Genomic DNA, 26,643 nt, shown 5'->3' with positions numbered 1-26,643 from the left:
ACATGCCCTGGAATCAAGACCAAATGGCGGCCCGTGCCGCGCACGAGCTGGAAGACGGCTTCTACGTCAACCTGGGCATCGGCATCCCCACCCTGGTGGCCAACCATGTGCCTTCCACCATCGAGGTGTGGCTGCAGTCCGAGAACGGCATGCTGGGCATCGGCCCCTTCCCGACCGAGGACGAGGTCGATGCCGACCTGATCAACGCCGGCAAGCAGACCGTCACCACCATCAAGGGCTCGTCCATCTTCGGCAGCCATGACAGCTTTGCCATGATCCGCGGCGGCAAGATCAACCTGTCCATCCTGGGCGCCATGCAGGTCAGCGAGAAGGGTGACCTGGCCAACTGGATGATCCCGGGCAAGATGGTCAAGGGCATGGGCGGTGCGATGGACCTGGTGGCCGGCGTCAAGCGCGTGATCGTGCTGATGGAACACGTGGCCAAGAAGAAGGACGGCACTGAAGACCTGAAGATCCTGCCGCAATGCACCCTGCCGCTGACCGGCGTGGGTGTGGTGGACCGCATCATCACCGACCTGGCCGTGATGGACGTCACCCCCGAAGGCCTCAAGGTGGTGGAACTGGCCCCGGGCGTGACCCGTGAGTTCTTGCAATCCAAGACCGGCGTCACGCTGATCTGATCCTGGCCGCCCCGCGTGCTTCGCGGGGCGGCCATCCGAAAGACGAGCCCGGGCTCGTCTTTTTTTCGCCCGGGCCCAGTGTCCGAGTCGCCCGCATGGGCAGAATCGGGCGCATGGAACATGAGCACAAGACGGCCTTCGAACCCGCACATGCCCCGCCTGGCCCGGGCCCGGTCGTGCTGGTGCTGGCTTCAGGGCGAGGCGAACGTTTTCGCGCCTCGGGTGGCCAGACGCACAAGCTGCAGGCCGATCTGGGAGGGCGTACTGTGCTGCAGCGCACCCTGGACGCAGTGCGCGCCAGCGGCCTGGCCTGGCATCTGGAAGACCGGGGCCACCCGGGCATGGGCGACAGCATTGCGGCGGCCGTGCGGGCCACCGCCCAGGCCCCGGGCTGGCTGATCCTGCCCGGGGACCTGCCGCTGGTGCGGCCCGAGAGCCTGCGGCGCGTGGCGCAGGCCTTGTCGAGCTGGCCGGTCGTGCTGCCGCGCCATGCCGGTGAAAAAGGCCATCCGGTGGGTTTTGCTGCCGTCTGCCGCGAAGGCTTGCTGGGCCTGTCGGGCGATGTGGGCGCGGCCTCGGTGCTGCGGCAATGGCAGACGCTGGGGCAGGTGCTCACGCTGGACCTGGACGATGCCGGCACCGTGACCGACATCGACACCCTGGACGACCTGGCCCGCGCGGCCCGAGTCGTCCGCCTGTGGCCTTGATCAGCCTGGGCTGCAGGGCGCCAGCTGCAACAGGCGCGCCAGGCTGCGGTCGTGAATGCCCAGCTTCAGCAGCCCCTCATGGGTCTGGCGCACGTAGTCGAGGGTGGTGCCGAACTTGCCGCAGGATTGGCTGAAGATGCGCCGGTAATCGGCTTCGCTAAGGTTGCCCGTGTGGCTGGGGCTGCGCCGCGACAGCGTGAAGGCCAGCGCCGACACCGGGCCCTGCGGGGTGTGGCAGCGCAGCCAGCGCGGGTCGTACACCCCGGTCATCATCTCGCGGTGCCACAGGCGCACCAGGGCCGATTCGGCCTCGTGGCGCGGGATGCGGAACACCGCCCCCTGGCAGCTCCCGCCCGACAGCATGCCGAACACCAGCCCCGGGCACTCGGGCGTGCCCCGGTTGATGCGGCTCCACATCTTGAGGGCGCGGTGCCAGCCATGCACCCGCGCCGGGCGCTGCTCATCAAACGCAAACTCGGGGCGCCAGATCAGCGATCCGTAGGCAAAGACCCACAAGTCGTGCTGCCCGCCCCACTGGCGTCGGGTGTGTTCCAACATGGGGCCGGGGTCGCGCAAGGCCGTCATGCCTGCTGGGGTGAATTCACTCATGGGTGCATCGAAATCCGGGACGCTGCGGTCAGTGTGGAGTGGGTATTTTGCGCCAGCGCACCGGGCCGGTGGGCTCGCGTGTGGTTTTCAGAATGATTCCACCGGTATTCCCATCGAATCGAACGCCAGAAAAGAGGCGGATTTGCCGTTGGCGACAGTATTTCTTCAGATTGTTCGTTTCAATATGATATTTTTACCCATCGATCTCAAAAAGGGTTCCATGCAGACTTGGAGCAATGAAGCGCTGGACGCGCTGCGGTACGTTGGCGATCCGCTGGCCGATGCCACGGTGGCCCGGTTGATGCACGATTGGGTCCGGCCCCAGGCAGGCCAAAGCCTCGAGCAGCTGCAGCAACTCAACCAGGTGCCGCTGGAGCGCCTCAACGCGGCCACCCGTCTGCTGCACCAGATGCCGGTCAATGGTGGTCTGGCCGACTGGCGGCCTCTGCCGCCCCCGGCCCACCCTGATCTGGCAGGCATCCTGGTCGACTATGTTCAGCAGGCCCTGCAAGGCTACGCCTGGGAGACCGATCCGCAGGTCGACCAGGCCGAGCAGGTGTTTGCCGAGCTGGGCGTGTTGTCCTGCCTGATTCAATTCTGTGCCAGCCTGCCCGAGTGCTACGTGGTGCCCGACCTGTCCGACGTTCTGCATGTGGCGGGCCAACTGGAGCAGCATACCGACCACCGCATCCGCGCCACTGCCGCCATGATCTTTCCGGTCATGTTGCCCGGTGGGCTGACCTCGGCCAGCGGGCGTGGGGTGGGGCAGATCCTCAAGGTGCGCCTGATCCATGCCACCATCCGCCACCTGATCCTGCGCGGCGAACCTCAAGCGGTGCTGGAGTCGGTGCGCCGGGCCGCCGGCACGCCCCAGGGCATGGTGCCCCCGCTGCCGTCGGCCGCACCGGTGCAGGGGCTGCAGGCCAGCCTGCTGTCGCACGGATGGGACCTGCAGCAGCATGGCATGCCTTGCAACCAGGAAGAGCTGGGCTACACCTTGCTGACCTTCAGCTACGTCTTTCTGCGCAGCCTGCGGCGCCTGGGCCTGGGTCTGCGCCCGGAGCAAGAGACCGCCTACCTGCATTGCTGGAACCGGGCCGCCCGCCTGCTGGGCGTGAGCGACGCGATGCTGGCCTGGAGTTTCGGCGATGCGGCCCAGCTGTTCGCCCTGATCCAGCAACGTGCCCGCGCCGGCCGGCCCATGCCGGACGTGCGCCCCCTGCTGGGTCGCGCCCTGGTGGCCAACCTCGAAAGTGTTGTTCCCTTGCGCCTGCTCAAGCCCGTGGGGCCTTTGATGATTCAGCATCTGTGCGGTGAGGAGGTGGCGCGCGAGATCGGCGTGCGCACCCCGGCGGGGGGCTTGAGCACCTGGATCTTCAACTTCGGCATGGCCGTCACGCGAGGACTGGATGCGCTGGTGCGCGTGTTCGTGCCCGGTTTTTCCCTGGCGCGCTTCTTCACCCGCTTGATCGGGCAGCAGTATGTCTGGGCCTTTCTGCTCAGTCAGACCCGGCCGCTGGTCCTGCCCACCGAGTTGCTGGGCGAGGTCCAGGCCACCTTGCACACCTGGTCGGTCGACCCCAAGGCACCGCGCTGGCTCAATGCGATCGAGCGTCTTGTCCATGGCCCCCGATGGGCCAGCCCGCCCGGCAGCACCCCGTCATGAAAACCAGGGTGCTCCGGCCGTTTGTCATGTTCGCTGTCGCCATGCCTTTGAGAGGGCCCGCGCGGCGACCACCAGGAGTCTGCTAGATGTTGTGCATTGCCTGCCACGGCTTGCTGGCCGATGGAGACCCACAGTGCGCGCACTGCGGGCAGGATCAGCGCATGCGCTGCTCGGCTTGCGGCACCCCGGCGGCACCGGCCCATCGTTTCTGTGCCTCGTGCGGCGCCCGTCTGAGTTCTCAGAGCGCCGGCACGGGCCCTGGAGAACTCGCCGACTCGGCCGAGAAGCGCCACCTCACCGTGCTGTTCTGTGACCTGGTGGATTCCACCGCCCTGTCAGGCGCGGTGGACGCCGAAGACCTGCGCGAGATCATCCAGGCCTACCAGGCGATCGCGGCCGACATCATCCGCCAGTACGACGGCTACATCGCGCAGTACCTGGGTGACGGTCTGCTGGTCTATTTCGGCTACCCGCGGGCGCACGAAGACGCCCCGGCGCGCGCCTTGCGCGCGGCCGAGGGCATCATTTCGGCCTTGCCGCGCCTGAGCGCGCGCCTGCGCCACATCACCACCGTGGACCTGCAGGTGCGCATCGGCATCCACACCGGCATGGTGGTGGTGGGGCAGGTGGGGGCCGGGGCGCGCCACGAGCGCCTGGCCATCGGCGAAACCCCCAACATCGCGGCCCGTCTGCAGGCCGTGGCCCAGGGCAACGAGGTGGTGGTCTCGGGCACCACACGCCAGGGCATCCGTGACACGCTGCCTTGGCAAGCGCTGGGGGCGCTCAGCCTGCGCGGCGTGGCCCACCCGGTGGAGGCCTGGCGCTTGAGCCGCATCGGCGAAGCCGGCGCCCTGGTGGGGCCCACCCATGCCAGGCGCCAGATCGGGCGGGATGCTGAACTGGCACTCCTGGAGCAGGACTGGCAGCAGGCCCTGGCCGGCCAACCCCGCGTGGTCCTCATCGAGGGCGAGCCCGGGATTGGCAAGTCGCATCTGCTGGCGCAGTTACGGCAGAAGGCGCAGGCGAGCAGCGCCCTCTCGCTGGTGCTGCGCTGCTCGCCCTACCACGCGGCCAGTGAATGGTTTCCGGTGGTGGAGGGCATGGAGCGCCTGGCCCAGTTCGAGTCGCACGACGATGCCCATGAGCGCTACCGCAAGCTGCTGAAATGCCTGCCCCAGGGCATGCTCGAGCATGAGCAGGACGTGCAATTGCTGGCGCGCCTGCTGCGGGCGGCCCCCGAGGGCCCGCCTGTCACCTTGAACCTGGCCCCGGCACTGGCCAAAAAGCGCACCGAGGCCGCCGTGCTGCGCTGGCTCAAACTGGTGGTGCAGCAACACCCCTTGATGCTGGCCGTCGAAGACCTGCACTGGGCCGACCCCTCCACCCTGGCGCTTGCTGTTTCACTGGCGGAGGATCTGGGTTCGCAGCGGCTGCTGCTGGTGTTGACCCAGCGCGCCGGCGACAGTGCACGCTGGGCCCCGACCCTGAGCACGCGGCACCTGCTGCTGGACCGCCTGCCCAGCGAAGCGGCGGAGGCGCTGTTGCTGCAATGCATGGATGGCAAGCGACTGCCGGCGGTGGTGGTGCGCCGCATCATCGAAAACACCGACGGGGTGCCGCTGTTCATCGAAGAGTTCACCCGCACCGTGCTCGAATCCGATGTGCTGCAGGAAACCCCGGGCGGCTTTGAATTGCGCGTGGCCTTGCCGGTGGCGCTGATCCCGGACAACCTGCGCGACTCGCTGGCCGCGCGCCTGGACCGGCTCGACGCCGGGCGTGCCGTGGCGCGGCGGGCGTCCGTGATCGGGCGGCGTTTCCAGCGCGGTCTGCTGGCCGCCCTGTGCGGCGCCGACGAGGCCCTGGTGCAGCAGGGCCTGCAGGAACTGCTCTCGGCTGGCCTGGTGTTTGCCCTGGAAGGCAGTGACCAGGATTTTGAGTTCAAGCACGCCCTGGTCCAGGCCGCCGCCTACGACTCGATGCTGCGGCGCGATCGGCTCATGCTGCATGGCTTGCTGGCCGGTGAGCTGGTGCGGCGTGACCCCGGCCTGATGCAGCGTCAGCCCGAACTGCTGGCGCACCACCACAGCGAAGCCCACCAATGGTCCAAGGCCGTGCAGCTTTGGCTGCGAGCCGGCCAGATGGCCCTGGCCCGCTCGGCCAACCACGAAGCCGTGCTGCACCTGCGTGCCGGCCTGGCGCTGGTCAAACACCTGCCGCCGGAGGAGGGCGCCCAGCTCGAGCTCAGCCTGCTGGGCACCCTGGCCCCGGCCATCAAGGTGACCCGTGGTTTCACCGCTCCTGAACTGGAAACCCTGTACGCCCGGGTCGAGGCCCTGTGCCAGGTGATGCCGGACCGGCCCGAGATCTTTGTGGCCCTGAATGGCGTCTGGGGCTACCGCCAGGTCAAGGGGCAGCAGTCGGGGCTGGTGCAACTGGCCGAGCAGAACCTGGCCTTCGTGCAGCGTGCCGGTGCACCCACCATGCTGGCCCAGGCCACGTTTTCGGTCGGCGTGTCCCTGCTGTGGACGGGCGATTTCCGCCGTGCCAACGAAACCTTTTTGCGCGCGGTCGAGGTCTACGACCCCGTGCGCGATGCCGAGACCTGCCGCATCTACGGCTCCGATCCGCGCGTGGCCGCCGAGTGCTACCGCTCGTATGCCCTGTGGGCGCTGGGCCTGACGGACCAGGCCCAGGCCGCCATCGAACGCGCCGGGCGCTGGTCCAGTGCGCTCAACCACCCCTTCAGCCAGGCCTGGAGCCTGGCCTTCCGCAGTGCCTACAACGTGATGGTGCATGAACCCGCACACCTGCTCGAAGAGATCGACCAGCACATTGCCTATTGCCGCGAGGTCGGTCATGTGTTCTGGCTGGCCACCACCACGGCCAGCCGGGGCTGGGCCCTGGCCATGACCGGGCGCCTGTCCGAGGGCATCGAGGCCTTGCGTTCGGCGCTGGCCTTCCAGGGGTCGATCGGTGTGGGGGTGATCCAGCCCCAATGGCGTTGCAAGCTGGCCGAGGCGCTGATGCTCGATGGCCAGTACCAGGACGCCTCGGACGAGATCGAAGCGGCGCTGCAGGCCTGCGAGGCGAACGACGATTTCTTCTGCCGCATCGAGATCCTGCGCGTGCGCGGCGAGATTGAACTGCTGCGCCACCCGCAGCAGCCCGAACTCGGCCTGGCCCATCTGCGCAGGGGCCTGGAGCTGGCCCAGCGCCTGCACCAGCTGCCCTGGGGCCTGCGCATCGCCACCCAGCTGTGGCGGGTGGCGCAGGCGGGCGGGCCGCCAGCGCCCTGGCTGCCCGAGCTGCTGGCCCAGGTCACCGAAGGTCAGGACACCTGGGTGGTGCGCGAAGCGCGCGCGGCGCTGGCTGCCAGCAACTGCCCGCTCAGCACAGATCCTGTCCTGTGACGCCTTCGTAGAGCGGGCGTCCCAGCACCGCGTTGCCGGCCTGCAGCCCGGCCATGGCCGCGGCTTCCACGCAGCCGGCGTTGAAGCCGTTGTCGATCCAGTCGCCGGTGATCACCAGGTTGTCAAAGCCGGTCTCATTGGCCTTGATGCGCGCCGAGGCGCTGCCGGCCACCGACATCACATAGCGTTCCGAGGGGTCGACGTTGGCGCGCTGGTAGACCTCGACCACGGTGTCGGCGGGCAGGGCGCCCGCGCCGTCCACCGCCTGGGGCCACAGCAGGCGCACATGCTCGCGCGTCAGGGCGGCGGTGGCGGCCTTGACCTTGTCCAGCGCGCGGTACGGTGTGGCCGTGTCTTGCGGGTCCAGCGGCGGTTCGTCCAGGGCCCCGCAGAAATAGGCCACGTTCTGCGGGGCCTGGCCTTCGGGCCAGACCTCCATCGGCAGCAGGTGGCTCATGTCGGCCCAGCTGTCCAGCGGCTCGACGAAGGAGTCGACGATGGGCGGTGGGGCGATCCAGCCCAGCTCGGGCAGCTTGGGCCGCAGCCAGAACTGCACGCCCTGGGTGCACACCGTCTTCACCCGATCGACCATGGTCTGCCAACGCGGCTCGGCCCGGCACAGCTCCTCGCACAGCAAGGGCACGCTGCCCAGCGAGATGCCGAACACCACGGTGTCGAAATCGCGCCCGCGCTGCAGCTCGAACTCGGCCGCGTTGTCCCAGCGGAACCACAGCGATTCCAGGTCCAGGCCCTGTTCGGCCACCGCCTGGCGCAAGGCCTCACCCTGGCTCAGCTGGCTGTAGTCGGGCTCGGCCGGCCAGCAGTCCAGGCCTTTGACGTTCACCAAGGGCTGGTAAGGGGCGGCGGTGTCGACCTGGCGCACCATGGCGATGCGTTCGATCGAGCGGCGGTCCTCCGACAGGCCCAGGCTCTGCACCTTGTGGAAGAAGCGGAATTGAACCCCGCGCTGGGCCAGTACCTTGTACAGCGGGGTGAAGATGGTGTCGCCCATGCCGGCGCGCATCTTCCAGAAGATCGCGCCGTTGTAGGTGCAGCACATGCGAAACAGGGTGCGCACCGTGGGCGCGGTGGCGTAGTTGGCCGTGCGCTCGGTGTCTGCGCTGTCGCCACGGTCGAAGGCGAACACAAAGTCATAGAACAGGCGCAGCAAGGGGTTGATGCGGGTGTCCAGCGTGGCCGGCATGGCGCCGTGGCGCTTCAGCCAGACCCGGATCTCCTCGTCCAGCTCACCCAGGGGGCGACCTTCCAGCACCTCGTCCACCAGCAGGCCGCGCAGCACCGACACCACCAGATCCACCATCAGCAGGTGACGCAGCGCGGCCAGGTCGTCCGGGTCCAGACGCTCGTACTCGTGCCCCACCCAGGCCTGCAGGTGGCCCAGCAGGCTTTCGATCAGCGCGCGCTCGCGTGCTTGGTGCGCCGCAGGGTCCTTGGCCAGGCGGGCCAGCAGGTGCTGCAACAGCACCAGGGCACCCAGGCCCGCACTGACGGCCACCTCCTCCACGGTCAGGGCAAGTTCCTCGGCCTGTTCCTTGATCCAGCCGATCAGTCCGTGGTGGTGGATCGGGTGCTCATTGCGGTACACCCGGGCATGCACCGACTGACCGGCCTGGCCCAGCAGCAGCTGCACCAGCTCGGACAGGTAGGACCACAGCGAGGGCAGGGCGCCGCCCTCCCAGGGCTTCTGGTCATTGGTGGGCATCTGCATCATCCAGGGGGTGGGGTCGCCGTCGAAGGCCTCGTAGGCGCCCACATAGCTGTGGGGTTCGAAGGCGTCCTCGCAACGCAGGAAGACGCCATTGGCGATGCGCGGCGGTGTGTGGCCCACGGCCACCGGTGCGGCCTCGGGGTTCACCTCGGTGAGGGCCTGCTGCATCATGCGAAAGGCGTTGTGGTAGAAGCCCAGCCAGATGTGCAGCCCATGCTCCTCGATGCGCCAGTGCGGGGCACGCCGCCCGCTGGCCCCCTTGCCGCCCAGCCGCCAGCCCATCTGGTACACCGTCACCTCGTAGCGGTCTTGCCAGCCGGGCTCGCTGGTGATCTGGAAGGCGCTGGTCATGGCGCCGACGCCACCTCCCAGAATGGCGATCTTCTGCTTGGGCCGGGTGTTCTGCGCGGTGTTCATGGAGCGGTCTGAATTGTTAATAATGATCATTTTCCGATCGGCGGCGAGAGTATCCCGGGCCGTTCAGGCTGGGGTCAAGTCGTTTTTTCAATCCGCCGGCGCGGCGCAGCCCTTGCGCCGTGGCATGGGAAATGCTTCGGTCCGGGCTCGGGCCGGTGGCCTTTCAGGCCCTGGTTGCGGCGGCTCCGTGTTCCTTCATTTCGCCTTCGGGCCTGTTCCTGATGTCCTCTGATTCACCTCTGGCAACCCCTGATACCGCCCCCGCCTTGCCGGCCGAAGTGCCCCTGGACGAGCGCGATGGCCGCTACCTGCGCCAGGCCATCGGCCTGGCCGATCTGGGGCGCTCGCGTGGCAATCGGCCCTTCGGGGCGGTGCTGGTGTCACCCGAAGGCGAGGTGATGGGCGAGGCCTGGTGCAACACCACAGAGACCGGTGACTGCACCGGCCATGCCGAGACCAGCCTGGTGCGCGCCGTCAGCCCCCGTTACTCCCGGGACGTGCTGGCCCAGGCCACGCTGTATTCCTCGGGCGAGCCCTGCGTGATGTGTGCCGGGGCCATCTACTGGTCCAACATCCGCCGCGTGGTGTACGGCATTGACGCCTGGCGGCTGCGCGCCTTCCGTGGCGAGCGCCTGGACCAACGCGACGCCGAGCTGTCGTGTCGCGATGTGTTCGAGGCCTCGCCCTACGCCATCGAGTGCATCGGCCCGGCGCTGATCGAAGAAGCCAGCCGTTCGCACGTCGGCGCCTGGAAGGTCTGAAAGGCCCCGCATGAGTGCCGAGCCCCTCTCACTGGACGAGCCCGCCCCCCAGGCCCGGCATCGGCTGGGCCGTGAGCGCACGCTGGCGCTGATCCGTGAGGCGGCCATCGCCGAGTTCAGCCTGCACGGCTTCAAGGGCGCCTCCACCCAGGCCATTGCCGAGCGCGCCGGCCTGACCAAGCCCCAGCTGCACTACTACATCCGCGGCAAGGACGAGCTGTACGAAGAACTGCTGGGTTCGGTGCTGGCCGGCTGGAGCAATGCCTTCGTGTTCGACGGCAATGCCGCCGAGCCGCGCGAGGTGCTGCGCGAGTACGTGCGCCGCAAGCTCGACTACGCGCTGGACAACCCCGGCCTGTCGCGCATCTTCACCAGCGAGGTGCTGGCCGGCGGGCGCAAGCTGGGGCGCTACTGGCCGATCGCCCGCCAGTCCACCGATGACAAGGTGGCCATCATCGAGCGCTGGATGGCGCAGGGGCTGATCCGCCCCCTCAACCCGCGCGTGCTGCTGATGCAGATCTGGGGCATGACCCAGCACTACGCCGACTACGGCGTGCAGGTGCGGGTGATGCTGGGGCTGCCCCCCGATGCACCGATCGAACGCGGGCCGATCGTGCAGGAACTCACCAATTTCGTGCTGCTGGGCTGCGGTCTGCCCGCGGATGACGCACCGGTGCATCGCCCTGGGGCATCCGGCGCCGCTTGACCCGGGTCATGTCTGCTTTGGCCTCGAAACAGGCCTGGCACAGCGTTTGCAAGTGATTTGACCGATTGATCAAATCAAACGGTCAGCTTTCAGTCGAACGGGTTTCGCTGGGGTTGATTCCTTCGCCACGAAAGGGGAGAAGTCGATGCGGATTCTGGTGATATACGCCCACCCGGTGGAGACCAGCTTCAATGCGGCGCTGCACCGCCAGGTGCTGGAGAGCCTGCGTCAGGCAGGCCACGAGGTGGATGACTGCGATCTGTACGCAGAAGAGTTCAACCCCGTGATGTCGCGTGAAGAGCGCCTGGGCTACCACGAGGTGCCGCACAACCAGCGCCCGGTGCAGCGCTATGTGGACCGCTTGCTGTGGGCCGAGGCCCTGGTGTTCTGCTTCCCCACCTGGTGCTTCGGGCTGCCGGCCATCCTCAAGGGCTTTTTCGACCGGGTGCTGATGCCCGGCGTGGCTTTCGACATCAGCGACCCGCAAAACGTCAAACCCTCGCTGACCCACATCCGCCACATCTCGGCCGTGGTCACCTACGGACGCCCGCGCTGGACGGCGCTGCTGATGGGCGACCCGCCGCGCAAGGTGATCTCGCGCTACCTGCGCCTGCTCACCGGCGGCGGGGCCAAGGTCAGCTACCACGCCCACTACCACATGAACGTGGCCACCCCGAAGACGCTGGAGGCCTTCAAGGCCCGCGTCGGCCAGGCCATGAGGCGCTTCGCATGAGCCCGCTGGACCTGAACTTGAACCTGAACCTGAACACAGGTGCCGTCCTGGACGACGCACCACCCGCCCTGGGCGGTGCGCGCCTGCCCGCCTGGGCGCTGCCGGCCGAGTGGCCCCGCAGCCAGGGCCTGCCCGTGCTGGCCGATGTGCTGCTGGAAGGAGGGCGCATCACCGCCGTGCGCCCTCAGGGCGCCGCCCCTTTGCCGCCGGGGGCCTGGGCCCTGGGCGGCTCGCCTGTGCTGCCCGGCCTGGTCGATGCCCACACCCACCTCGACAAGGCCTTCACCCTGCCGCGCATGGGCCAGGTGCAGCCTGGCCTGCTGGGTGCCATCGAGGCCATGATGGCCGACCGCGCCCACTGGACGCCTCAGGACGTGCACCAGCGCGCCAGCCAGGGCCTGCAGTGGGCCCATGCCGCCGGGGTGGTGCAGTTGCGCAGCCATTGCGACTGGTGGGAGCCCGAGGTCACGCCCGTGGCCTGGCCGGTGCTGCGCGAGCTGGCCGAAGACTGGCGTGGCCGGGTGCAGCTCGACCGCGTCAGCCTGATCCCGCTGCACCTGTTTGCCGAGCTGGACACCGCGCTTTCACTGGCCGCCCGGGTGGCGGCCTCCGGCCCCGGCGCCTGCCTGGGGGGCTTTGTGCACAGCACCAACTGGGACCCGCAGGCCCTCAGGCACCTGCTGATGGCCGCCCGCCAGCACGATCTGGATGTGGACCTGCATGTGGACGAGGAACTGCAGGCCGGCGCCCAGGGCCTGGCTCACATCGCCGAGCTGGTGCCGGCCCTGGGCCTGCAGGGGCGCGTGGTGTGCGGCCACACCTGTGCCCTGGCCGCCATGCCCGAAGACCGGGCCCTGCGCACCCTGGACGCGGTGGCCCGCGCCGGCCTGACCCTGGTCACCCTGCCCATCACCAACCTGCTGCTGCAGGACGCCGTCACCGGGCGCACGCCACGCCAGCGCGGGCTGACCCTGGTGAAAGAGGCGAGGGCGCGTGGCATCCCGCTGCTGCTGGCCAGCGACAACGTGCAAGACCCTTTCTGCCCCCTGGGCAGCTTCGACCCGCTGGAGGCCTTTGGCGTCGGGGTGGCCATGGGGCAGTTGACGCAGGCCTTCGACGACTGGACCGACACCCTGTGCCGGCGCGACTGGCTGGCCCGCACCGGGGCAGCCCGCCCCTGGGGCGTGGGCAGCGAGGCCGACCTGCTGATCTTTCCCGATGCCAACGCCTGGGGCTTTCCCTCGCGCACCGCGCGCCGCGTGGTGCTGCGCCAGGGCAGGCGTCTCAGCCCCTCGAATCCACTGCACGAGGCCACCTCATGAGTCAGCCCGCCACCATCGCCCAACCCTTGGCCCGCTACGCCGCCTGGCGCCGCGCCGGCGACTTCATCTTCCTGTCGGGGGTGATCGCGGTGGAGCCGGCGCAGCAGAAGATCGTGCGCGGCTTTGCCGACATCCCGGACGAGGCGGCCGAGCTGATCGGGCGCACCGGTGAGTTCTCCAGCGACTACAAGGACGGCCCCATCCTGGCCCAGAGCTGGTTCGTGCTGGACCGCATCCGCCTCACCATCGAGGCCGCCGGCGGCCAGATGAGCGATGTGTTCAAGCTGGTCCAGTACTTCAAGTGCCTGGACGACTTTCCCCGCTACAGCCGGGTGCGCCGCCTGTTCTTCCCGGGCGAGCCGCCGGCCTCCACCGTGGTCGAGGTCAGCGGCATGCTGCCCAGCCCCGACATCGTGATCGAGGTCGAGGCCACCGCCTACCTGCCGCTGCGTTGAACCCCGGCGTTGACCCCAAGGAACCCCCATGCTGCACGGCTACAACCCACCCCAACGCTACCTGCCCTACCTGAGCTGGCGCCAGATCGCTGACCTGCCCGACCCGGCCAACACCGTCATCGTGCTGCCCACCGGTGCCACCGAGCAGCACGGCCCGCACCTGCCGTGCGCGGTGGACTCGGTGATCGCCGCCGGCGTGGTGGGCCACGCGCTGGCCCGCCTGGGCGATTCGGTGCCGGCCTATGCGATGGCGCCCATCACCTACGGCAAGAGCGAAGAGCACCTGCACTTTCCCGGCACCATGACGCTCAGCGGCGAAACCCTGCTGGCCACCATGAACGAGATCGGCGAATCGGTGTACCGCGCCGGCTTTCGCAAGCTGCTGATCGTCAACGGCCACGGCGGCCAGCCCCAGGTGATGGAGATGGCGGCGCGCGAACTGCGCCTGCGCCATGGTGACTTCATCGTGGTGCCCAGCTTCACATGGCGCGTGCCCCATGTGGCCGGGCGCTACCTGTCGGAGCGCGAGAAAAAGCTGGCCATGCACGCCGGCCATGCCGAGACGGCCCTCATGCTGGCCCTGGCCCCCGACACCGTGGACATGTCGCTGGCCGTGAGCAACTACCCCCCCGAATTCCCCTCGCGCCTGCTGTCACCCGACGGGCGGCCCGCCTGCGCCTGGAGCGCGCGTGATTTCGGCCCCAGCGGGGTGATCGGCGACCCCTTGCCGGCCACGGCCGAGCAGGGCCAGGCCATCCTCGATTCGCTGGCCGAGAGCTGGGCCCAGGCCATCACCGAGTTGCACGAGCTGAGCTGGGCACCGCGTGCCGAGCCCACCTGGGGCCGCGCCCAGCACACCGGCCACATCGAGGGCTGAGGCCTGGCCCGCTTTGTGCCTGTGCCGCTGCCATCCACCGTTCCCCCCTGTTTCAACCACCCCCACTGGAGCTATGCCATGACCTTCTCTGCCGTGTCGTCCACTCTTCGCCGCCTGCGCCCGCTGGCCCTGGCCAGCCTGGCCCTGTGCGCCCTGGGCTCCGGTGCCGTGCGGGCCGATGAGCCCTTTGTGTACATGACCAACTGGTACGCCCAGGCCGAGCATGGCGGCTTCTACCAGGCCCTGGCCACCGGCCTGTACAAGAAGGCCGGCCTGGATGTGAGCATCAAGATGGGTGGCCCCCAGGTCAATGTGGTGCAGATCATGGCCGCCGGCCAGGCCGACTACGTGATGGGCTCCAGCGATCTGCAGATGGTGCAGATCCGCGAAGGCGGCGTGCCCGTGGTCAACGTGGCCGCGCTGTTCCAGAAAGACCCGCAGGTGCTGATCGCCCATGAGGACGTGAAGAAGTTCGAAGACCTCAAGGGCAAGACCATCCTGATCGCCGGCTCGGCCCAGAAGGGCTTCTGGCCCTGGCTCAAGGCCAAGTACGGCTTCACCGACGCCCAGACCCGCCCCTACACCTTCAACATCCAGCCCTTTGTGGCCGACAAGAACACGGCCCAGCAGGGCTACCTGACCAGCGAGCCCTTCGCCATCCAGAAGGCCGGCGTCAAGGCCAACACCCTGATGTTCAGCGACCACGGCTTCCCGGCCTATGCCACCACCATCTCCTGCATGGACAAGACCACCCAGACCCGCAAGAAGGCGGTGGCCGCCTTTGTGAAGGCCTCCATCGAGGGCTGGAAGAGCTACCTGGCCGACCCGGCCCCGGGCAACGCCCTGATCAAGAAAGACAACCCGCAGATGACCGACGAGCAACTGGCCTACAGCGTGGCCAAGCTCAAGGAAACCGGCATGGTGGGGGGCGGCGATGCGGCCAAGCTGGGCATCGGCGTGATGACCGAGGCGCGCATCAAGGCCAGCTACGACTTCCTGGTCAGCACCCAGCTGATCGACCCGGCCAAGGTCAAGGTGAACGAGGCCTACAGCACCGAGTTCGTCAAGGACGTGAAGGTCCTGCCTTGACTCTGCTGCATTGACCCTGCTGCCGTGACTCTGCTGCATTGCCCTTGCTGAGGGCGGCCTGTGCCCGCTCACAGGCCGCCTCGATCCGGAAAGCCCCGCCATGAAACCCGACCCCAGCCACCTGCCTTCCGCGCCCCGGCCACCCGTCCTCGAGCTGGCCCCTGTGCCCGAGGTGCCGGCCGTCGACATCCTGTCGGCCGAGAAGATCTACCCCAACGGCACCCGGGCCTTGCTGCCGGTGGACCTGAGCCTGCGCGAAGGCGAATTCGTGACCCTGCTGGGCCCCTCGGGCTGCGGCAAGAGCACCTTGCTGAAGATGGTGGCCGGCCTGCTCGAACCCAGCGACGGGCGCCTGCTGCTGTGGCGCAAGCCCGTGGCCGATCTGGCCCAGACCGGGCGGCGCATGGCTTTTGTGTTCCAGTCGCCCACGCTGATGCCCTGGGCCAGCGTGCGCAGCAATGTGCGCCTGCCCCTGGACCTGGCCGGCGTGCCCCGTGCCGAGGCCGAGGCCCGCGTGAGCGAGGTGCTGGCCCTGGTGGGCCTGTCCAAGTTCGACCGGGCCTTGCCCCGGGCCCTCTCCGGCGGCATGCAGATGCGGGTGTCGATTGCCCGCGGCCTGGTCACCGAGCCCGATCTGCTGCTGATGGACGAGCCCTTCGGCGCCCTCGACGAGATCACCCGTCACAAGCTCGATGCCGACCTGCTGGAGCTGTGGCGCAAGAAGAAGCTCACGGTCATCTTCGTCACCCATTCGATCCATGAGGCGGTGTTCCTGTCCAGCCGCGTCGTGATGATGGCGGCCCGCCCCGGCCGGGTGGTGGAGCAGTTCTTCATCGACGAGCCGCACCCGCGGCAGGCCGACTTCATGGTCTCACCCCAGTTCAGCCAGTACGCCCGCCAGTTGCAGGACAGCCTGCTGCGCGCCAGCACCGAGGAGCCCCAGCCATGAGCCCGCATGCCCCTGCACCCAAAGCCCCCGTGGCCTGGCTGCACCGCCCCGAGGTGCAGCGCGTGGTCTACCCGCTGCTGGTGGGCCTGTTCCTGCTGGCGCTGTGGCAGGGCCTGGTCACCGGGCTGGAGCTGCCCCCCTACCTGGTGCCCTCGCCGGGCCTGATGCTGCAGACCCTGATCAAGGACTGGGCCACCCTGGGCCTGGCCCTGTGGGTCACGCTGAAGATCACGCTGTTGGCCTTCGCCCTGGCGGTGGTGGTGGGCGTGCTGATTTCCTTCCTGTTCGTGCAGAGCCGCCTGATCGAGACCGCCTTGTTCCCGTATGCCGTGCTGTTGCAGGTGACCCCCATCGTGGCGGTGGCCCCCCTGATCATCATCTGGGTGCGCGATGCCACGCTGTCGATGGTGATCTGCGCCGCGCTGGTGGCGCTGTTTCCGATCATCAGCAACACCACGCTGGGCCTGCGCAGCATCGAGCCCGACCTGCAGAACTACTTCCGGCTCAACCACGCCACGCGCTGGCAGTCGCTGGTGCGCCTGCGCATCCCCAGCGCCTTGCCGTACTTCTTTGGCGGCCTGCGCATCTCCAGCGGCCTGGCCCTGATCGGGGCGGTGGTGGCCGAGTTCGTGGCTGGCACCGGCGGCACCGGCGCCGGGCTGGCCTACCAGATCCTGCAGGCCGGCTTCCAGCTCAACATCCCGCGCATGTTTGCCGCGCTGCTGCTGATCTCGCTCACCGGGGTGGCGCTGTTCGCGCTGATGGCCTGGCTGAGCCGGCGCGCCCTCAGCGGCTGGCATGCCAGCGAGACCTCCCACGAGTGAGCCTCTTCCCTGAGCACTCTTTGATCCTCCCCAGCTTTCCGGAGACCCCACCATGACCGCCCCCAGCCTGACCGCTGCCGAACTGCCCGACCAACTGCCCCAGATCGACTGGATCACCGACCCCTCCCGGGTGGCGCGCCTGTCGCAGGACTTTGCCTGGTTCAGCCCCGTGCTCAAGCGCGAGCTGGGCGGCAAGGTGGGCGAGGTGGTGGTGCGCCCGCGCACCGAAGACGAGATCCGGCAGGTGGTGTCGCTGTGCGCGCGCCAGGGCGTGCCCATCACGGTGCGTGGCAGCGGCACCGGCAACTACGGCCAGAGCACACCGCTGGCGGGCGGCGTGGTGCTGGACCTGAGCGCCTACAACGGCTTCATGTGGTGCCGCGACGGTGTGGGCCGGGCCCAGGCCGGCATCCGCCTGGCTGATTTCGACCAGCGCAGCCAGCCCCTGGGCTGGGAGCTGCGCTGGCTGCCCTCCACCTACCGCAGCGCCACCCTGGGCGGCCTGTTCGGTGGCGGCTTTGGCGGGGCCGGTTCCATCACCTGGGGCCCGCTGGCCGCCAGCGGCAATGTGCTGGGGGTGCGGGTGATGTCGGTCGAAGCCGAGCCGCAGATCACCGAGCTGCGCGGCGAAGACGCCATGCTGCTGCACCACACCTACGGCACCAACGGCATCGTGCTGGAGCTGGAGGTGGCCCTGGCCCCGGCCACGCCCTGGCTGGAGTGCATCGCGGTGTTCGAGGATTTCGAGGCCGGGCTGCGCTTTGCCAGCGAATTCGGCGCCGCCCCGGGCCTGCTCAAGAAAGAGGTGTGTTTTCTGGGCGCGCCCATCCCCGACTACTTCGTCAATCTGGCCGAGCACCTGCCCACCGGCAGCCACGCCGTGCTGCTGATCCTGGCGCCGGCGGCCGAGGTCGGCATGCAGGCCCTGCTGGCGCGCCACGGCGGGCGCATCAGCTACCGCAAGACCGCGGACGAGGTGGCCGACAGCCACCGCACCCTGCTGGAGTACACCTGGAACCACAGCACCTTGCACGCGCTCAAGGTGGACAAGGGCCTGACCTACATCCAGAGCGGCTTCGACCCCAGCCGCCACCTGGCCCAGGTGTTGGCGCTGGAGGAGGTTCTGTCCGGCGAGGTGATGACGCACCTGGAGTTCTTGCGCACCAAGGAGGGCGTGTTCACCTGCAGCGGGCTGCAGATCATCCGCTACAGCACCGAGGAGCGCCTCAACGCCATCATGCAGATCTACCGCGACCACGGCGTGTTCATCAACAACCCGCATGTGTTCGTGGTGGAAGACGGCAAGCAGGCCGGCAAGCTGGCCGAGGGCGTGCTGGACATGAAGCGGCGCTTCGACCCGCAAGGCCTGCTCAACCCCGGCAAGCTGCGCAGCTGGCAGGCGTCTGTCATGTGACGGAACCCCGTCAAGGGCCGGGCGACGTGTGAGAATGGGCGTTCCGCCAGAACCTCGCCGTGCCCATGTTTGCCGCCCAGCACCTGATCCCAGCCGATCTCCAAGACCTGTCCGCCACGCTCTCGGCCTGGCAGACCCGTTGGCCTGACATGGGCGTGCTGGCCCTGGTGCCCGAGGCCTTGGCCGAGCGGGTGCCCAGCCTTCAGGCCGCGTGCCGTGAGCGCGGCGTGCCGCTGCTGGGGGCGGTGTTCCCCAGCCTGTTCACCGCCCAGGGATTTGTCACCGACCAGGTGCTGCTGCTGTGCCTGGCCCCCATGCCCCCCTGGCTGTTCCAGCCCGTGCTCGATGCTGCGGGGCGCGAGGCCTGGCACGAGGCCGTGCGCTTCATGCAGGCCACCCAGCCCGTGGCGCCCGGTGCCGAGCCGCTGCTCTTCATGATCTTCGACGGCATGCTGCCCGACGTGGGCTCGCTGGTGGACGAGCTCCACATGGCGCTGGAACAGCCGGTGCGCTATTCGGGGGTGAATGCGGGCAGCGAAACCTTCCAGCCCATGGCCTGCCTGTTCGATGCCGAGCGGCAGGCCGGCATGGGCGTGATCAGCCTGCTGCTGCCCCCGGCGGTGGACGCGCTGACCCGCCATGGCTACCCGGTCAGCCGTGCGCTGATGACCGCCACCACGGGCCAGGGCAACCGCATCGACACCATCGACCACCGGCCGGCCTTTGACGTGTACCAGCAATTGATCCTCGAAGAGTACGGCGTGCACCTGACCCGCGAGAACTTCTACGACTACGCGGTGCATTTCCCCTTCGGCCTGGTGACGATGGTCGATGTGCTGGTGCGCATCCCGGTGGCGCTGGGCGAAGACGGCTCGCTGATCTGCGTGGGCGAGATTCCGCCCAACACCTTGATGCGCCTGCTGCGTGCGCCCGAGGGTGGGCAGGGCACGGCGGTGAGCGAACTGGCCACCTTCGTGGCCGAACGTCAGGGCAGCGCGGCCACCCGCCGCTGGCTGCACTTCTACTGCGCGGGGCGGCGCATGCACCTCGGTGAGCAGGCCTTGCAGGAGCTGCAGGCCCTGCAGCAGCAAAGCGGGCAGGCCGATCTGAGCGGGGCCCTGACCCTGGGCGAGATCGACACCCTGGCCGCCGTGGGCCTGCCGCGCCTGCCGCGCTTCCACAATGCCTGCCTGGTGGCCCTGGGCTGAGCCCTCACACCGTCAACAGGGCTCAGCCCGGTGGTGTTGACGCGGCGCGGGCCAGATGCACCTGGTGCAGCGTGATCTTGCGCACCTCGGCCTGGCTGGTCTGGATGTGGGCGCGCAACAGCATCACGGCCTGGTCGCTGCGGTGCGAGCGGATGGCGCTCAGGATCTTGCCGTGCTCTTCGTAGGTGGCGGCGATGCGGTCCTGCTTGGTGAAGTCCAGGCGGCGGATGATGCGGATGCGCTCGGTCACCTCGCGGTGCACGCGGGCCATCTCCCGGTTGCCGGCGGCCTCGACCAGCGCGCAGTGAAAGCCTTCGTCCCAGCGTGACACCTCGGTGCCGTCGTGGCTGCGTTCGGCCTCGGGCACCAGCCAGATGGCCTCGAGCTGGCGCAGCAGCGCCTGGTCCACCTTCTCGTCGCCCGAGCACAGGCGCTGCACGGCGGTCGATTCCAGCACCTGGCGCAGGTCGTAGAGCTGCTCGAACTGCTCGAAATCAAAGGGCAGCACCCGCCAGCCGCTGCGAAACTGCACCTCGACATAGCCCTCCTGCTGCAGGCGCACCAGGGCCTGGCGCACCGGCGTGCGCGACACCTGCAGGCGGTCGCAGAGCTCGTTTTCGGAAAAGCGGTCGCCGGGCACCAGCTGGAAGCCGGCGATGTCGGCCTTGAGCTGATCGTAGACATCGTCGGCGCGCGAACGCCGGGCGGGAGCGCGCGCGGCGCGGGGAATCTGTTGACCTGTGGTGTGCACGGCAGGACTGTATCAGGCGGCCGGCGCCTGCAGACGCAGCAGGCCCAGCAAGGCGGAGCTGGGCGCCACCCAGCCCACGATGGCGCCCTGGGCGCTCACCATCTCCAACGTGGCCGCCTTGAAGGCGGCAAAGTAGCTCTCGGTGCAGTCTTCCAGCAGCAGGCAGTCGTAGCCGCGGTCGTTGGCCTCGCGCAGGCTGGTCTGCACGCAGACCTCGGTGGTCACCCCCATCACGATCAGATGGCTGATGCCGCGTTGCTGCAGCAACTCATGCAGGCCGGTGGCGTAAAAAGCCCCCTTGCCGGGTTTGTCGATCTCGATCTCGCCGGGCTGTGGGGCCAGTTCGGGGATGATCTGGTTGCCGGGCTCGCCGGCCACCAGGATGCGCCCCATCGGCCCCGGGTCGCCGATGCGCAGGCGGGGCTGGCCGCGCAGGCGCTTGGCCGGCGGGCAGTCGCTGAGGTCGGGGCGGTGCGCTTCCCGCGTGTGCACCACGCAGCCGCCGAGCGCGCGCCAGGCCTGCAGCACGGCCTGGCAGGCCGGCACGATGGCCTGCAACAGGCTCACGTCGTTGCCCAGCGACTCGCCAAAGCCCCCGGGCTCCACGAAGTCGCGTTGCATGTCGATGATCAGCAGGGCGGTGTGGGCCGGGTCGAACACATAGTCGAAGGGGCGGGCGGCCAGGGTGAGGGTGCTCATGGGGGCTCCGTGCAGAGGTGGGGGGCAGGGTGGCGGGAGGATGCTTGGCTGGCGGCGCCTCAATGCGCGCCACCGCCCATGTGGGCGCCCAGCTCCAGCCGGTCGGCGCTGGCGGCCGGGGTTTCGTAGACGATGCGGCCTTCGCTCATCACCACCACGCGGTCGGCCAGTTCCAGCAGCTCGTCCAGGTCTTCGCTGACCAGCAGCACCGCACCGCCGCGCTCGCGCACCTGCACGATGCGCTGGTGGATCTCGCGCACGGCGGCAAAGTCCAGGCCGAACACCGGGTTGGCCGCGATCAGCACCTGGATGTCGCCGGCCAGCTCGCGCGCCAGCACGGCCCGCTGCACATTGCCGCCCGACAGGCTTTTGATGGGCGCGTTCTCGCTGCGCGTCTTGACGCCATAGGCCGCAATCCAGTCGCGCGCGCGCTGGCGCCACAACCGGGGTCGCAACCAGCCATGGGTGCTCAGCGGGGGCTGGTCGAAATCGCGCAAGGCCATGTTCTGGGCCACGCTGAGCTCGCCCACGCAGGCGTTGCGCAGCGGCTCTTCGGGCAGGCTGCGCACGCGCAGGCTGCGGGTTTCCTCGCGCCGGGCCAGGTAGGGCTGGCCTGCCACGCGCACGCTGCCGGCCGTGCGCGCGCGCTGCCCGACCAGGGCTTCGACCAGCTCGCGCTGGCCGTTGCCAGAGACCCCGGCCACGCCCAGGATCTCGCCGGCCCGCACCTGCAGGCTCAGCCCGTGCACGGCCGGCAGGCCGCGGTCGCCGGGGGCCTGCAGGCCCTGCACCTCGAGCGCCACGGGGGCCTCGGCGGGCAGGGCGCGGCGCGGGGGCTGGCCTGCCGCTGCGTGGGGGGCGGCGTCGGGGGCCGTATTGGAACAGGCCTCGGTCTCGCCCATCATGGCGCGGGCCAGCCGGGCCGGGCTGGTGTCGCCCACTTCGGCGTGCAGCACTGCCTGGCCGCGGCGCAGCACGGTCACGGCGTCGGCAAAGGCCATCACCTCGCGGAATTTGTGCGTGATGATCAGCACCGTGCACAGGCGCTGGCGCGCCAGCTCCCGCACATGGCCCAGCACCTCGTTGGCCTCCTGCGGGGTCAGCACCGAGGTGGGCTCGTCCAGGATCAGCAGGCGCGGGCGCAGGTACAGCTGCTTGAGCAGTTCGAGCTTCTGCTTCTCGCCAGCCGCCAGCTCGGCCGGCCGGGCATCCAGGTCGAGGCGGAACGGCGTGGACTCGATGAAGCGCTGGAGTTCGCTGCGCCGGTCGCGCCAGTGGATCAGGCCCGGCACCTGGCCACCGGCCAGCAGCAGGTTCTCGGCCACGCTCATGCCCGGGGCCAGCGTGAAGTGCTGGTACACCATGCCGATGCCCAGGGCCCGGGCCACCACCGGGTTGCTGATGGCCTGCTCGCGCCCGTCGATCAGCACGCTGCCCTCTTCGGCGCGCTGGAAGCCGGCCACGCACTTGACCAGCGTGCTCTTGCCGGCGCCGTTCTCGCCCAGCAGCGCGTGCACGCTGCCGGCGGCCACCTTCAGGTCCACACTGTCCAGCGCGGTGAAGGCGCCAAAGCGCTTGGTGAGGCGGTAGGTGTCCAGCGCCAGGGCGCCGGTGCCTGGGGGCAGCGCGCCAATGGGATGCTGGTGCTGGTGCTGGTGCTGGTGCTGGTGGGGGGCCTGGGGCGGTCGGGTCATGTCGGGCATGGTGGGCTCCTGCGCCTAGATGGATGAAAGCCCCGACAGGGCCTCCAGCAGCTGATCCGAGCTGGCGTGGGCGCCGAACACGCCCCCCTGCATGGTGATCATGTTGAGGGCGGCCTGGTGGTTGGCCGGGTCGGTGGCGGCCGTGCCGTCGGACAGCAGCAGGCACTCGAAGCCCCGGTCGTTGGCGTCGCGCATCGTGGTGTGCACGCAGACATCGGTGGTGATGCCGCCCAGGATCAGGTTCTCGATGCCGGCCAGGCGCAGCACCATGTCCAGGTCGGTGGCGTAGAACGAGCCCTTGCCGGGCTTGTCGATCACCAGCTCGCCGGGCAGCGGGGCCAGCTCGGGGATGATCTCCCAGCCGGGCTCGCCGCGCACCAGGATGCGGCCGCAGGGGCCGGCGTCGCCGATGCCCAGGCCGTCGCGGCCGATCTGGCGCGAGCGCCAGCGCTTGTTGGCGGGCAGGTCCGACAGGTCGGGGCGGTGGCCCTCCCGGGTGTGGATCACCAGAAAGCCCAGCGCGCGCAGCCGGGCCAGCACCTGGCGCAGGGGCTGGATGGGGGCCCGGGTGAGCGAGATGTCGTAGCCCATCACGTCGACATAGCCGCCGGGGCCGCAGAAGTCGGTCTGCATGTCGATCACGATCAGGGCGGTGTTGTCGGCGCGCAGGGCGCCGTTCCAGGGCCAGGCATAGGGCTGGGCGTCGACGTGGAGTTCGGTCGGTGTGGGAAGGAGGGGGCTCATGGCGAGAGAGGCTCCGATCAAGGGGTCAGCGTGACGACAATTCACCCGGGCTGCCGGCGGCCACGCTGCCGGGGCGGCAGGTGATCACCAGGATCAGCAGGGTCAGCACATAGGGCACGGTGTTGAACAGGTGGTAGCCCCAGCCGATGCCCACCGACTGCAGGGCCGGGCCGATGGCGCCGGCGCCGCCGAACAGGGCGGCAGCCCCCACGCAGCGCAGCGGGCTCCAGCGGGCAAAGATCACCAGGGCCACGGCGATCAGGCCCTGGCCGCTGGAGATGCCCTCGTTCCAGCTGCCCGGGTAGAACAGCGTGAGCGAGGCGCCGCCCAGGCCGGCGATCAGCCCCCCGCCGGCCGTGGCCGCCCAGCGGATGCCGCCCACGGAATAGCCCAGGGCCCGAGCGGCATCGGCCGAATCGCCCGCCAGGCGCACCAGCAGGCCCAGGCGGGTGTTGGCAAAGGCCCAGCTCATCAGGCCGGCCAGCACCAGGCCCAGCGGCAGCAGGGCATTCACCTGCAAGGCGGCCTGCACGGCGGGGCTGCTGCTCCATTGGCCCAGCGCCAGGGCGGGCAGCTGCGGCGCCTGCGGCTGGATCAGGGGCTTGCCCAGGTAGAAGGCCAGGCCGGTGCCGAGCAGCATCAGGGCGATGCCGGTGGCCACGTCATTGACACCGGGCAGGCTGCACAGGCCCGCATGCAGGCTGGCCAGGGCCGCGCCCGCCAGGGCCCCGCACAGCACCCCCACCCAGGGCGAACCGCTGAGGTAGGCGCCACCGAACGAGGCCATGGCCGACAGCACCAGCACGCCCTCCAGGCCCAGGTTGATGCGGCCCGACTTCTCGGTCAGGCACTCGCCCAGGCTCACGAACAGAAAAGGCGCGCCCACACGCAAGGCCCCGCCCACGATGGCGGCCAGCAGGGTGATCCATTGATCGGCGCTCATGGGCTGGACTCCTTCAAAGCGGGACGGGCCGGCCACAGGCGGCGCCACAGCGCCGCCGGGTCGCCCTGGCGCAGGGCCTCGCTGGCCAGGATGAAGACAAAGGTCAGGCCCTGCAGCACCAGCACCGAGGCGTCGGGCAGGCCGAGGCGGCGTTGCAGCAGGCTGCCGGCCGCGCCAAAGCCGCCGAACAGGATGGCCACCGGCACGATGGCCAGGGGCTGGTGACGCGCAATGAACGAGACCAGGATGCCCGCGTAGCCGTAGGCCGCGATCAGCGAGGCATTGGCATTGGTGTGCACGGCGGCCACCTCGACCGCGCCGGCCAGGCCGGCGCAGGCGCCCCCGAGGGCGCAGGCCAGCAGCACCAGGCGGGTGGCCGGCAGGCCCATGAGCTGGGCCGTGCGCAGGTTGCCGCCCACCACCCGCAGCGCAAAGCCCGAGGCGGTCAGGCGCAGCCAGCCGCCCAGCAGCAAGCAGGCCAGCACGCCCAGCACCAGGCCCCAGTGCACATCGGAGCCCGCGATGCCACCGATGCGCAGGCCTTCGGGCAGCGACAGGGTGGACGGCTTGTTCAGGCTGGCCGGGTCGCGCAGCGGCCCTTCGACCAGGTGCTTGAACAGCCCGATGGCCACATAGGCCAGCAACAGGCTGCTGATGGTCTCATTGATGCCCCGGACCTGGCGCAGCGCGCCTGCCAGCATCACCCACAGCGCCCCGGCCAGGGCGCCGGCCACGCAGGCCAGCACGCTGCCGGCCAGGTTGGCCGGCAGGGGCAGCTGGGTGGCCGCGGCGGCACAGGCCAGGCCGCCCAGCACCAGGGCGCCTTCGCCCCCGATCACCACCAGGCCGGCCTGGGCCGGCAGGGCCACGCACAACGCGGTCAGCATCAGCGGGGCCGCCCGTTGCAGGGTGTTCTGCCATGAGAAGGCATCACCGAAGGCCCCTTTGAAGAGCAGCCAGGCCATGTCGAACGGATCCACACCGGCCAGCCAGACCAGTGCGCCGAACACCAGCAGCGCCGCCGCAAGGGCGCCGATGGGCAGAGCGATTTCCCGCAGGGCGTTGCGCATGATGGGTGGGCCGTGCGGGCGTCAGATCGAGCCGACCACGCCCTCGACGAGGTAGTTCATCTTCTCGAGCTCGAGGTCGGTCTGCTTGAGCACCTTGCCGGCGGCCAGGATGGTGTTGCCCTTGTTGTCCTTGAGCGGGCCCTTGAAGATGTCGAAGCTGCCCGCGAGCATCTTGGCCTTGACCTCGTCGGCGTTCTTCTTGGCCGCCTCGCTCACGCTGCTGCCATAGGGCGACATCTTCACGTAGCCTTCCTTCAGGCCGCCGCGCAGGAAGTTGGGGTGCGGCTTGCCGGCCTGGGCGGCCTCGATGATGGTCTTGTAGGCGGTGAGCCAGTTCCATTCGGCACCGGTCAGGTAGGCGGCCGGGGCCAGCTTGGCCTGGCTGGCGTGGTAGCCACAGACCATCTTGCCGCGCTTGGCGGCGGTCTCGACCACCACCTTGGGGCCGTCGACGTGCATGGTGAACACGTCCACGCCCTGGTCGGCCAGGCTGTTGGTGGCCTCGGCCTCCTTGACGGCCATGGACCAGTCGCCCGTGAAGATCACGCTGCAGGTGATGTCGGGGTGCACCGAGCGCGCGCCCAGCAAGAATGCATTGATGTTGCGCAGCACCTGCGGAATCGGCTTGGCGGCCACGAAGCCGATCTTGCGGCTCTTGCTCATGTGGCCGGCCACCACGCCATTGAGGTACTGGCATTCATCGATGTAGCCGAAGAAGCTGCCCACGTTCTTGGGGTGCTTGCCTTCGGTCCACAGGCCGCCACAGTGCGAGAAGCGCACATCGGGGTACTTGGGCGCCAGGGCCAGGATGTGCGGGTCGAAATAGCCGAAGGAGGTGGGGAACAGCAGGCCGGCGCCGTCCTGGGCGATCATGCCGGTCATGGTCTTTTGCACGGCGGCGGTCTCGGGCACGTTCTCTTCTTCGACCACCTTGATGCCGGGCAGCTTCTTGAGCTCGGCGGCGGCCTGGGCATGGGCCTGGTTGTAGCCGTAGTCGTCACGCGGGCCGACGTAGATCACGCCGACGGTGAGCGGCTTCTGGGCATGGGCCAGCAGGCTCAGCGGGCCGAACGAGGCCACGGCGCCGGTACTGGCGAGGGTTTGCAGGGCGAGACGGCGGTTCAGCTTGCGGTTCATGTTTCGGGCTCCATGGGTTCAGGTCGGGGGCACTTGCAAGGGTTGACAGCGGGAACCCCGGTCCACGCTGCCCAAGAGA

General features: G+C 69.1%; 24 protein-coding genes. 15 read left to right on the top strand and 9 right to left on the bottom strand.

Annotated features, from left to right (window positions below; all coding sequences use genetic code 11):
* Positions 1-2 precede the first annotated feature (2 nt).
* Both L880_RS0108605 and L880_RS0108600 read left to right on the top strand, forming a co-directional pair.
* A complete protein-coding gene (locus tag L880_RS0108605; protein WP_019575212.1) occupies positions 3-641 on the top strand; it encodes a CoA transferase subunit B in 639 nt (212 codons plus the stop codon).
* A 113-nt stretch (positions 642-754) separates the two neighbouring features.
* The gene (locus L880_RS0108600) at positions 755-1,348 is read left to right on the top strand and encodes a nucleotidyltransferase family protein (RefSeq protein WP_051443177.1); all 594 of its coding nucleotides are present in this window, start codon (positions 755-757) and stop codon (positions 1,346-1,348) included.
* Here L880_RS0108600 and L880_RS0108595 read toward each other — a convergent pair whose 3' ends face one another.
* A complete protein-coding gene (locus L880_RS0108595; protein ID WP_425389173.1) occupies positions 1,349-1,957 on the bottom strand; it encodes a gamma-glutamylcyclotransferase in 609 nt (202 codons plus the stop codon).
* Positions 1,958-2,177: 220 nt separating this feature from the next.
* Between L880_RS0108595 and L880_RS32005 the strand changes: the two genes are divergently transcribed.
* Both L880_RS32005 and L880_RS0108585 read left to right on the top strand, forming a co-directional pair.
* Complete coding sequence (locus L880_RS32005) at positions 2,178-3,623, top strand: oxygenase MpaB family protein (protein WP_051443176.1); 1,446 nt, start codon at positions 2,178-2,180, stop codon at positions 3,621-3,623.
* An 86-nt stretch (positions 3,624-3,709) separates the two neighbouring features.
* A complete protein-coding gene (locus L880_RS0108585; RefSeq protein WP_027475336.1) occupies positions 3,710-7,033 on the top strand; it encodes an adenylate/guanylate cyclase domain-containing protein in 3,324 nt (1,107 codons plus the stop codon).
* Here L880_RS0108585 and L880_RS32000 read toward each other — a convergent pair.
* Entirely contained in the window at positions 7,011-9,179 is a 2,169-nt protein-coding gene (locus L880_RS32000; protein ID WP_043328994.1) for an NAD(P)-binding protein, read from the bottom strand. The genes L880_RS0108585 and L880_RS32000 overlap by 23 nt on opposite strands.
* Before the next feature lie 221 nt (positions 9,180-9,400).
* On the opposite strand from L880_RS32000, the gene L880_RS0108575 reads away from it, so the two are divergent.
* The 11 genes from L880_RS0108575 to L880_RS0108525 all read left to right on the top strand — a co-directional run bounded on the left by L880_RS0108575 (position 9,401) and on the right by L880_RS0108525 (position 19,517).
* A complete protein-coding gene (locus L880_RS0108575) occupies positions 9,401-9,940 on the top strand; it encodes a nucleoside deaminase (protein WP_043329048.1) in 540 nt (179 codons plus the stop codon).
* Positions 9,941-9,950: 10 nt separating this feature from the next.
* Positions 9,951-10,646 (top strand): TetR/AcrR family transcriptional regulator, encoded by a 696-nt coding sequence (locus L880_RS0108570; protein ID WP_027475334.1) that lies wholly within the window; start codon positions 9,951-9,953, stop codon positions 10,644-10,646.
* Positions 10,647-10,791: 145 nt separating this feature from the next.
* Positions 10,792-11,379, top strand: a complete 588-nt coding sequence (locus tag L880_RS0108565; protein WP_019575204.1) for an NAD(P)H-dependent oxidoreductase — start codon at positions 10,792-10,794, stop codon at positions 11,377-11,379.
* The gene (locus L880_RS0108560) at positions 11,376-12,701 is read left to right on the top strand and encodes an amidohydrolase family protein (RefSeq protein WP_157462727.1); all 1,326 of its coding nucleotides are present in this window, start codon (positions 11,376-11,378) and stop codon (positions 12,699-12,701) included. The genes L880_RS0108565 and L880_RS0108560 overlap by 4 nt, the downstream gene beginning before the upstream one ends.
* Positions 12,698-13,156, top strand: coding sequence for a RidA family protein (locus L880_RS0108555; protein ID WP_027475332.1), 459 nt, complete (start codon positions 12,698-12,700; stop codon positions 13,154-13,156). Before L880_RS0108560 ends, L880_RS0108555 begins: the two co-directional genes overlap by 4 nt.
* 28 nt (positions 13,157-13,184) lie before the next feature.
* Positions 13,185-14,033 (top strand): creatininase family protein, encoded by an 849-nt coding sequence (locus L880_RS0108550; RefSeq protein WP_027475331.1) that lies wholly within the window; start codon positions 13,185-13,187, stop codon positions 14,031-14,033.
* A 78-nt stretch (positions 14,034-14,111) separates the two neighbouring features.
* Entirely contained in the window at positions 14,112-15,122 is a 1,011-nt protein-coding gene (locus L880_RS0108545; protein WP_027475330.1) for an ABC transporter substrate-binding protein, read from the top strand.
* Positions 15,123-15,222: 100 nt separating this feature from the next.
* Positions 15,223-16,071 carry an ABC transporter ATP-binding protein gene (locus tag L880_RS0108540; protein WP_245615042.1) on the top strand — a complete coding sequence of 283 codons (849 nt, stop codon included), beginning with the start codon at positions 15,223-15,225 and terminating at the stop codon, positions 16,069-16,071.
* A complete protein-coding gene (locus L880_RS0108535; RefSeq protein WP_019575198.1) occupies positions 16,068-16,895 on the top strand; it encodes an ABC transporter permease in 828 nt (275 codons plus the stop codon). The genes L880_RS0108540 and L880_RS0108535 overlap by 4 nt, the downstream gene beginning before the upstream one ends.
* Before the next feature lie 52 nt (positions 16,896-16,947).
* The gene (locus L880_RS0108530; protein WP_027475327.1) at positions 16,948-18,309 is read left to right on the top strand and encodes an FAD-binding oxidoreductase; all 1,362 of its coding nucleotides are present in this window, start codon (positions 16,948-16,950) and stop codon (positions 18,307-18,309) included.
* 65 nt (positions 18,310-18,374) lie between these two features.
* The gene (locus L880_RS0108525) at positions 18,375-19,517 is read left to right on the top strand and encodes an FIST C-terminal domain-containing protein (RefSeq protein WP_027475326.1); all 1,143 of its coding nucleotides are present in this window, start codon (positions 18,375-18,377) and stop codon (positions 19,515-19,517) included.
* A gap of 22 nt (positions 19,518-19,539) precedes the next feature.
* On the opposite strand, the gene L880_RS0108520 is transcribed toward L880_RS0108525, so the two are convergent.
* Genes L880_RS0108520 through L880_RS0108490 form a run of 7 tightly spaced genes read right to left on the bottom strand, consistent with a single transcriptional unit; the run spans position 19,540 to position 26,564 of the window.
* Positions 19,540-20,268 (bottom strand): GntR family transcriptional regulator, encoded by a 729-nt coding sequence (locus L880_RS0108520; RefSeq protein WP_027475325.1) that lies wholly within the window; start codon positions 20,266-20,268, stop codon positions 19,540-19,542.
* Positions 20,269-20,280: 12 nt separating this feature from the next.
* Positions 20,281-20,967 carry a cysteine hydrolase family protein gene (locus L880_RS0108515; protein WP_027475324.1) on the bottom strand — a complete coding sequence of 229 codons (687 nt, stop codon included), beginning with the start codon at positions 20,965-20,967 and terminating at the stop codon, positions 20,281-20,283.
* A gap of 59 nt (positions 20,968-21,026) precedes the next feature.
* Entirely contained in the window at positions 21,027-22,661 is a 1,635-nt protein-coding gene (locus tag L880_RS0108510) for an ABC transporter ATP-binding protein (protein WP_051443203.1), read from the bottom strand.
* A 24-nt stretch (positions 22,662-22,685) separates the two neighbouring features.
* Positions 22,686-23,414, bottom strand: coding sequence for a biuret amidohydrolase (gene biuH / locus L880_RS0108505; protein WP_027475322.1), 729 nt, complete (start codon positions 23,412-23,414; stop codon positions 22,686-22,688).
* A gap of 25 nt (positions 23,415-23,439) precedes the next feature.
* Positions 23,440-24,357: an ABC transporter permease gene (locus L880_RS0108500; protein ID WP_027475321.1), complete on the bottom strand. Its 918-nt coding sequence runs from the start codon at positions 24,355-24,357 to the stop codon at positions 23,440-23,442.
* Positions 24,354-25,427: an ABC transporter permease gene (locus L880_RS0108495; protein WP_027475320.1), complete on the bottom strand. Its 1,074-nt coding sequence runs from the start codon at positions 25,425-25,427 to the stop codon at positions 24,354-24,356. Before L880_RS0108495 ends, L880_RS0108500 begins: the two co-directional genes overlap by 4 nt.
* 21 nt (positions 25,428-25,448) lie before the next feature.
* On the bottom strand, positions 25,449-26,564 hold the full coding sequence (locus L880_RS0108490; protein ID WP_019575189.1) for a BMP family ABC transporter substrate-binding protein: 1,116 nt from the start codon (positions 26,562-26,564) through the stop codon (positions 25,449-25,451).
* Between the last annotated feature and the right edge of the window lie 79 nt (positions 26,565-26,643).

The sequence above is a fragment of the Curvibacter gracilis ATCC BAA-807 genome (assembly GCF_000518645.1).
Lineage (GTDB): Bacteria > Pseudomonadota > Gammaproteobacteria > Burkholderiales > Burkholderiaceae_C > Curvibacter > Curvibacter gracilis.
This window is presented reverse-complemented; position numbering and strand designations above follow the sequence as displayed.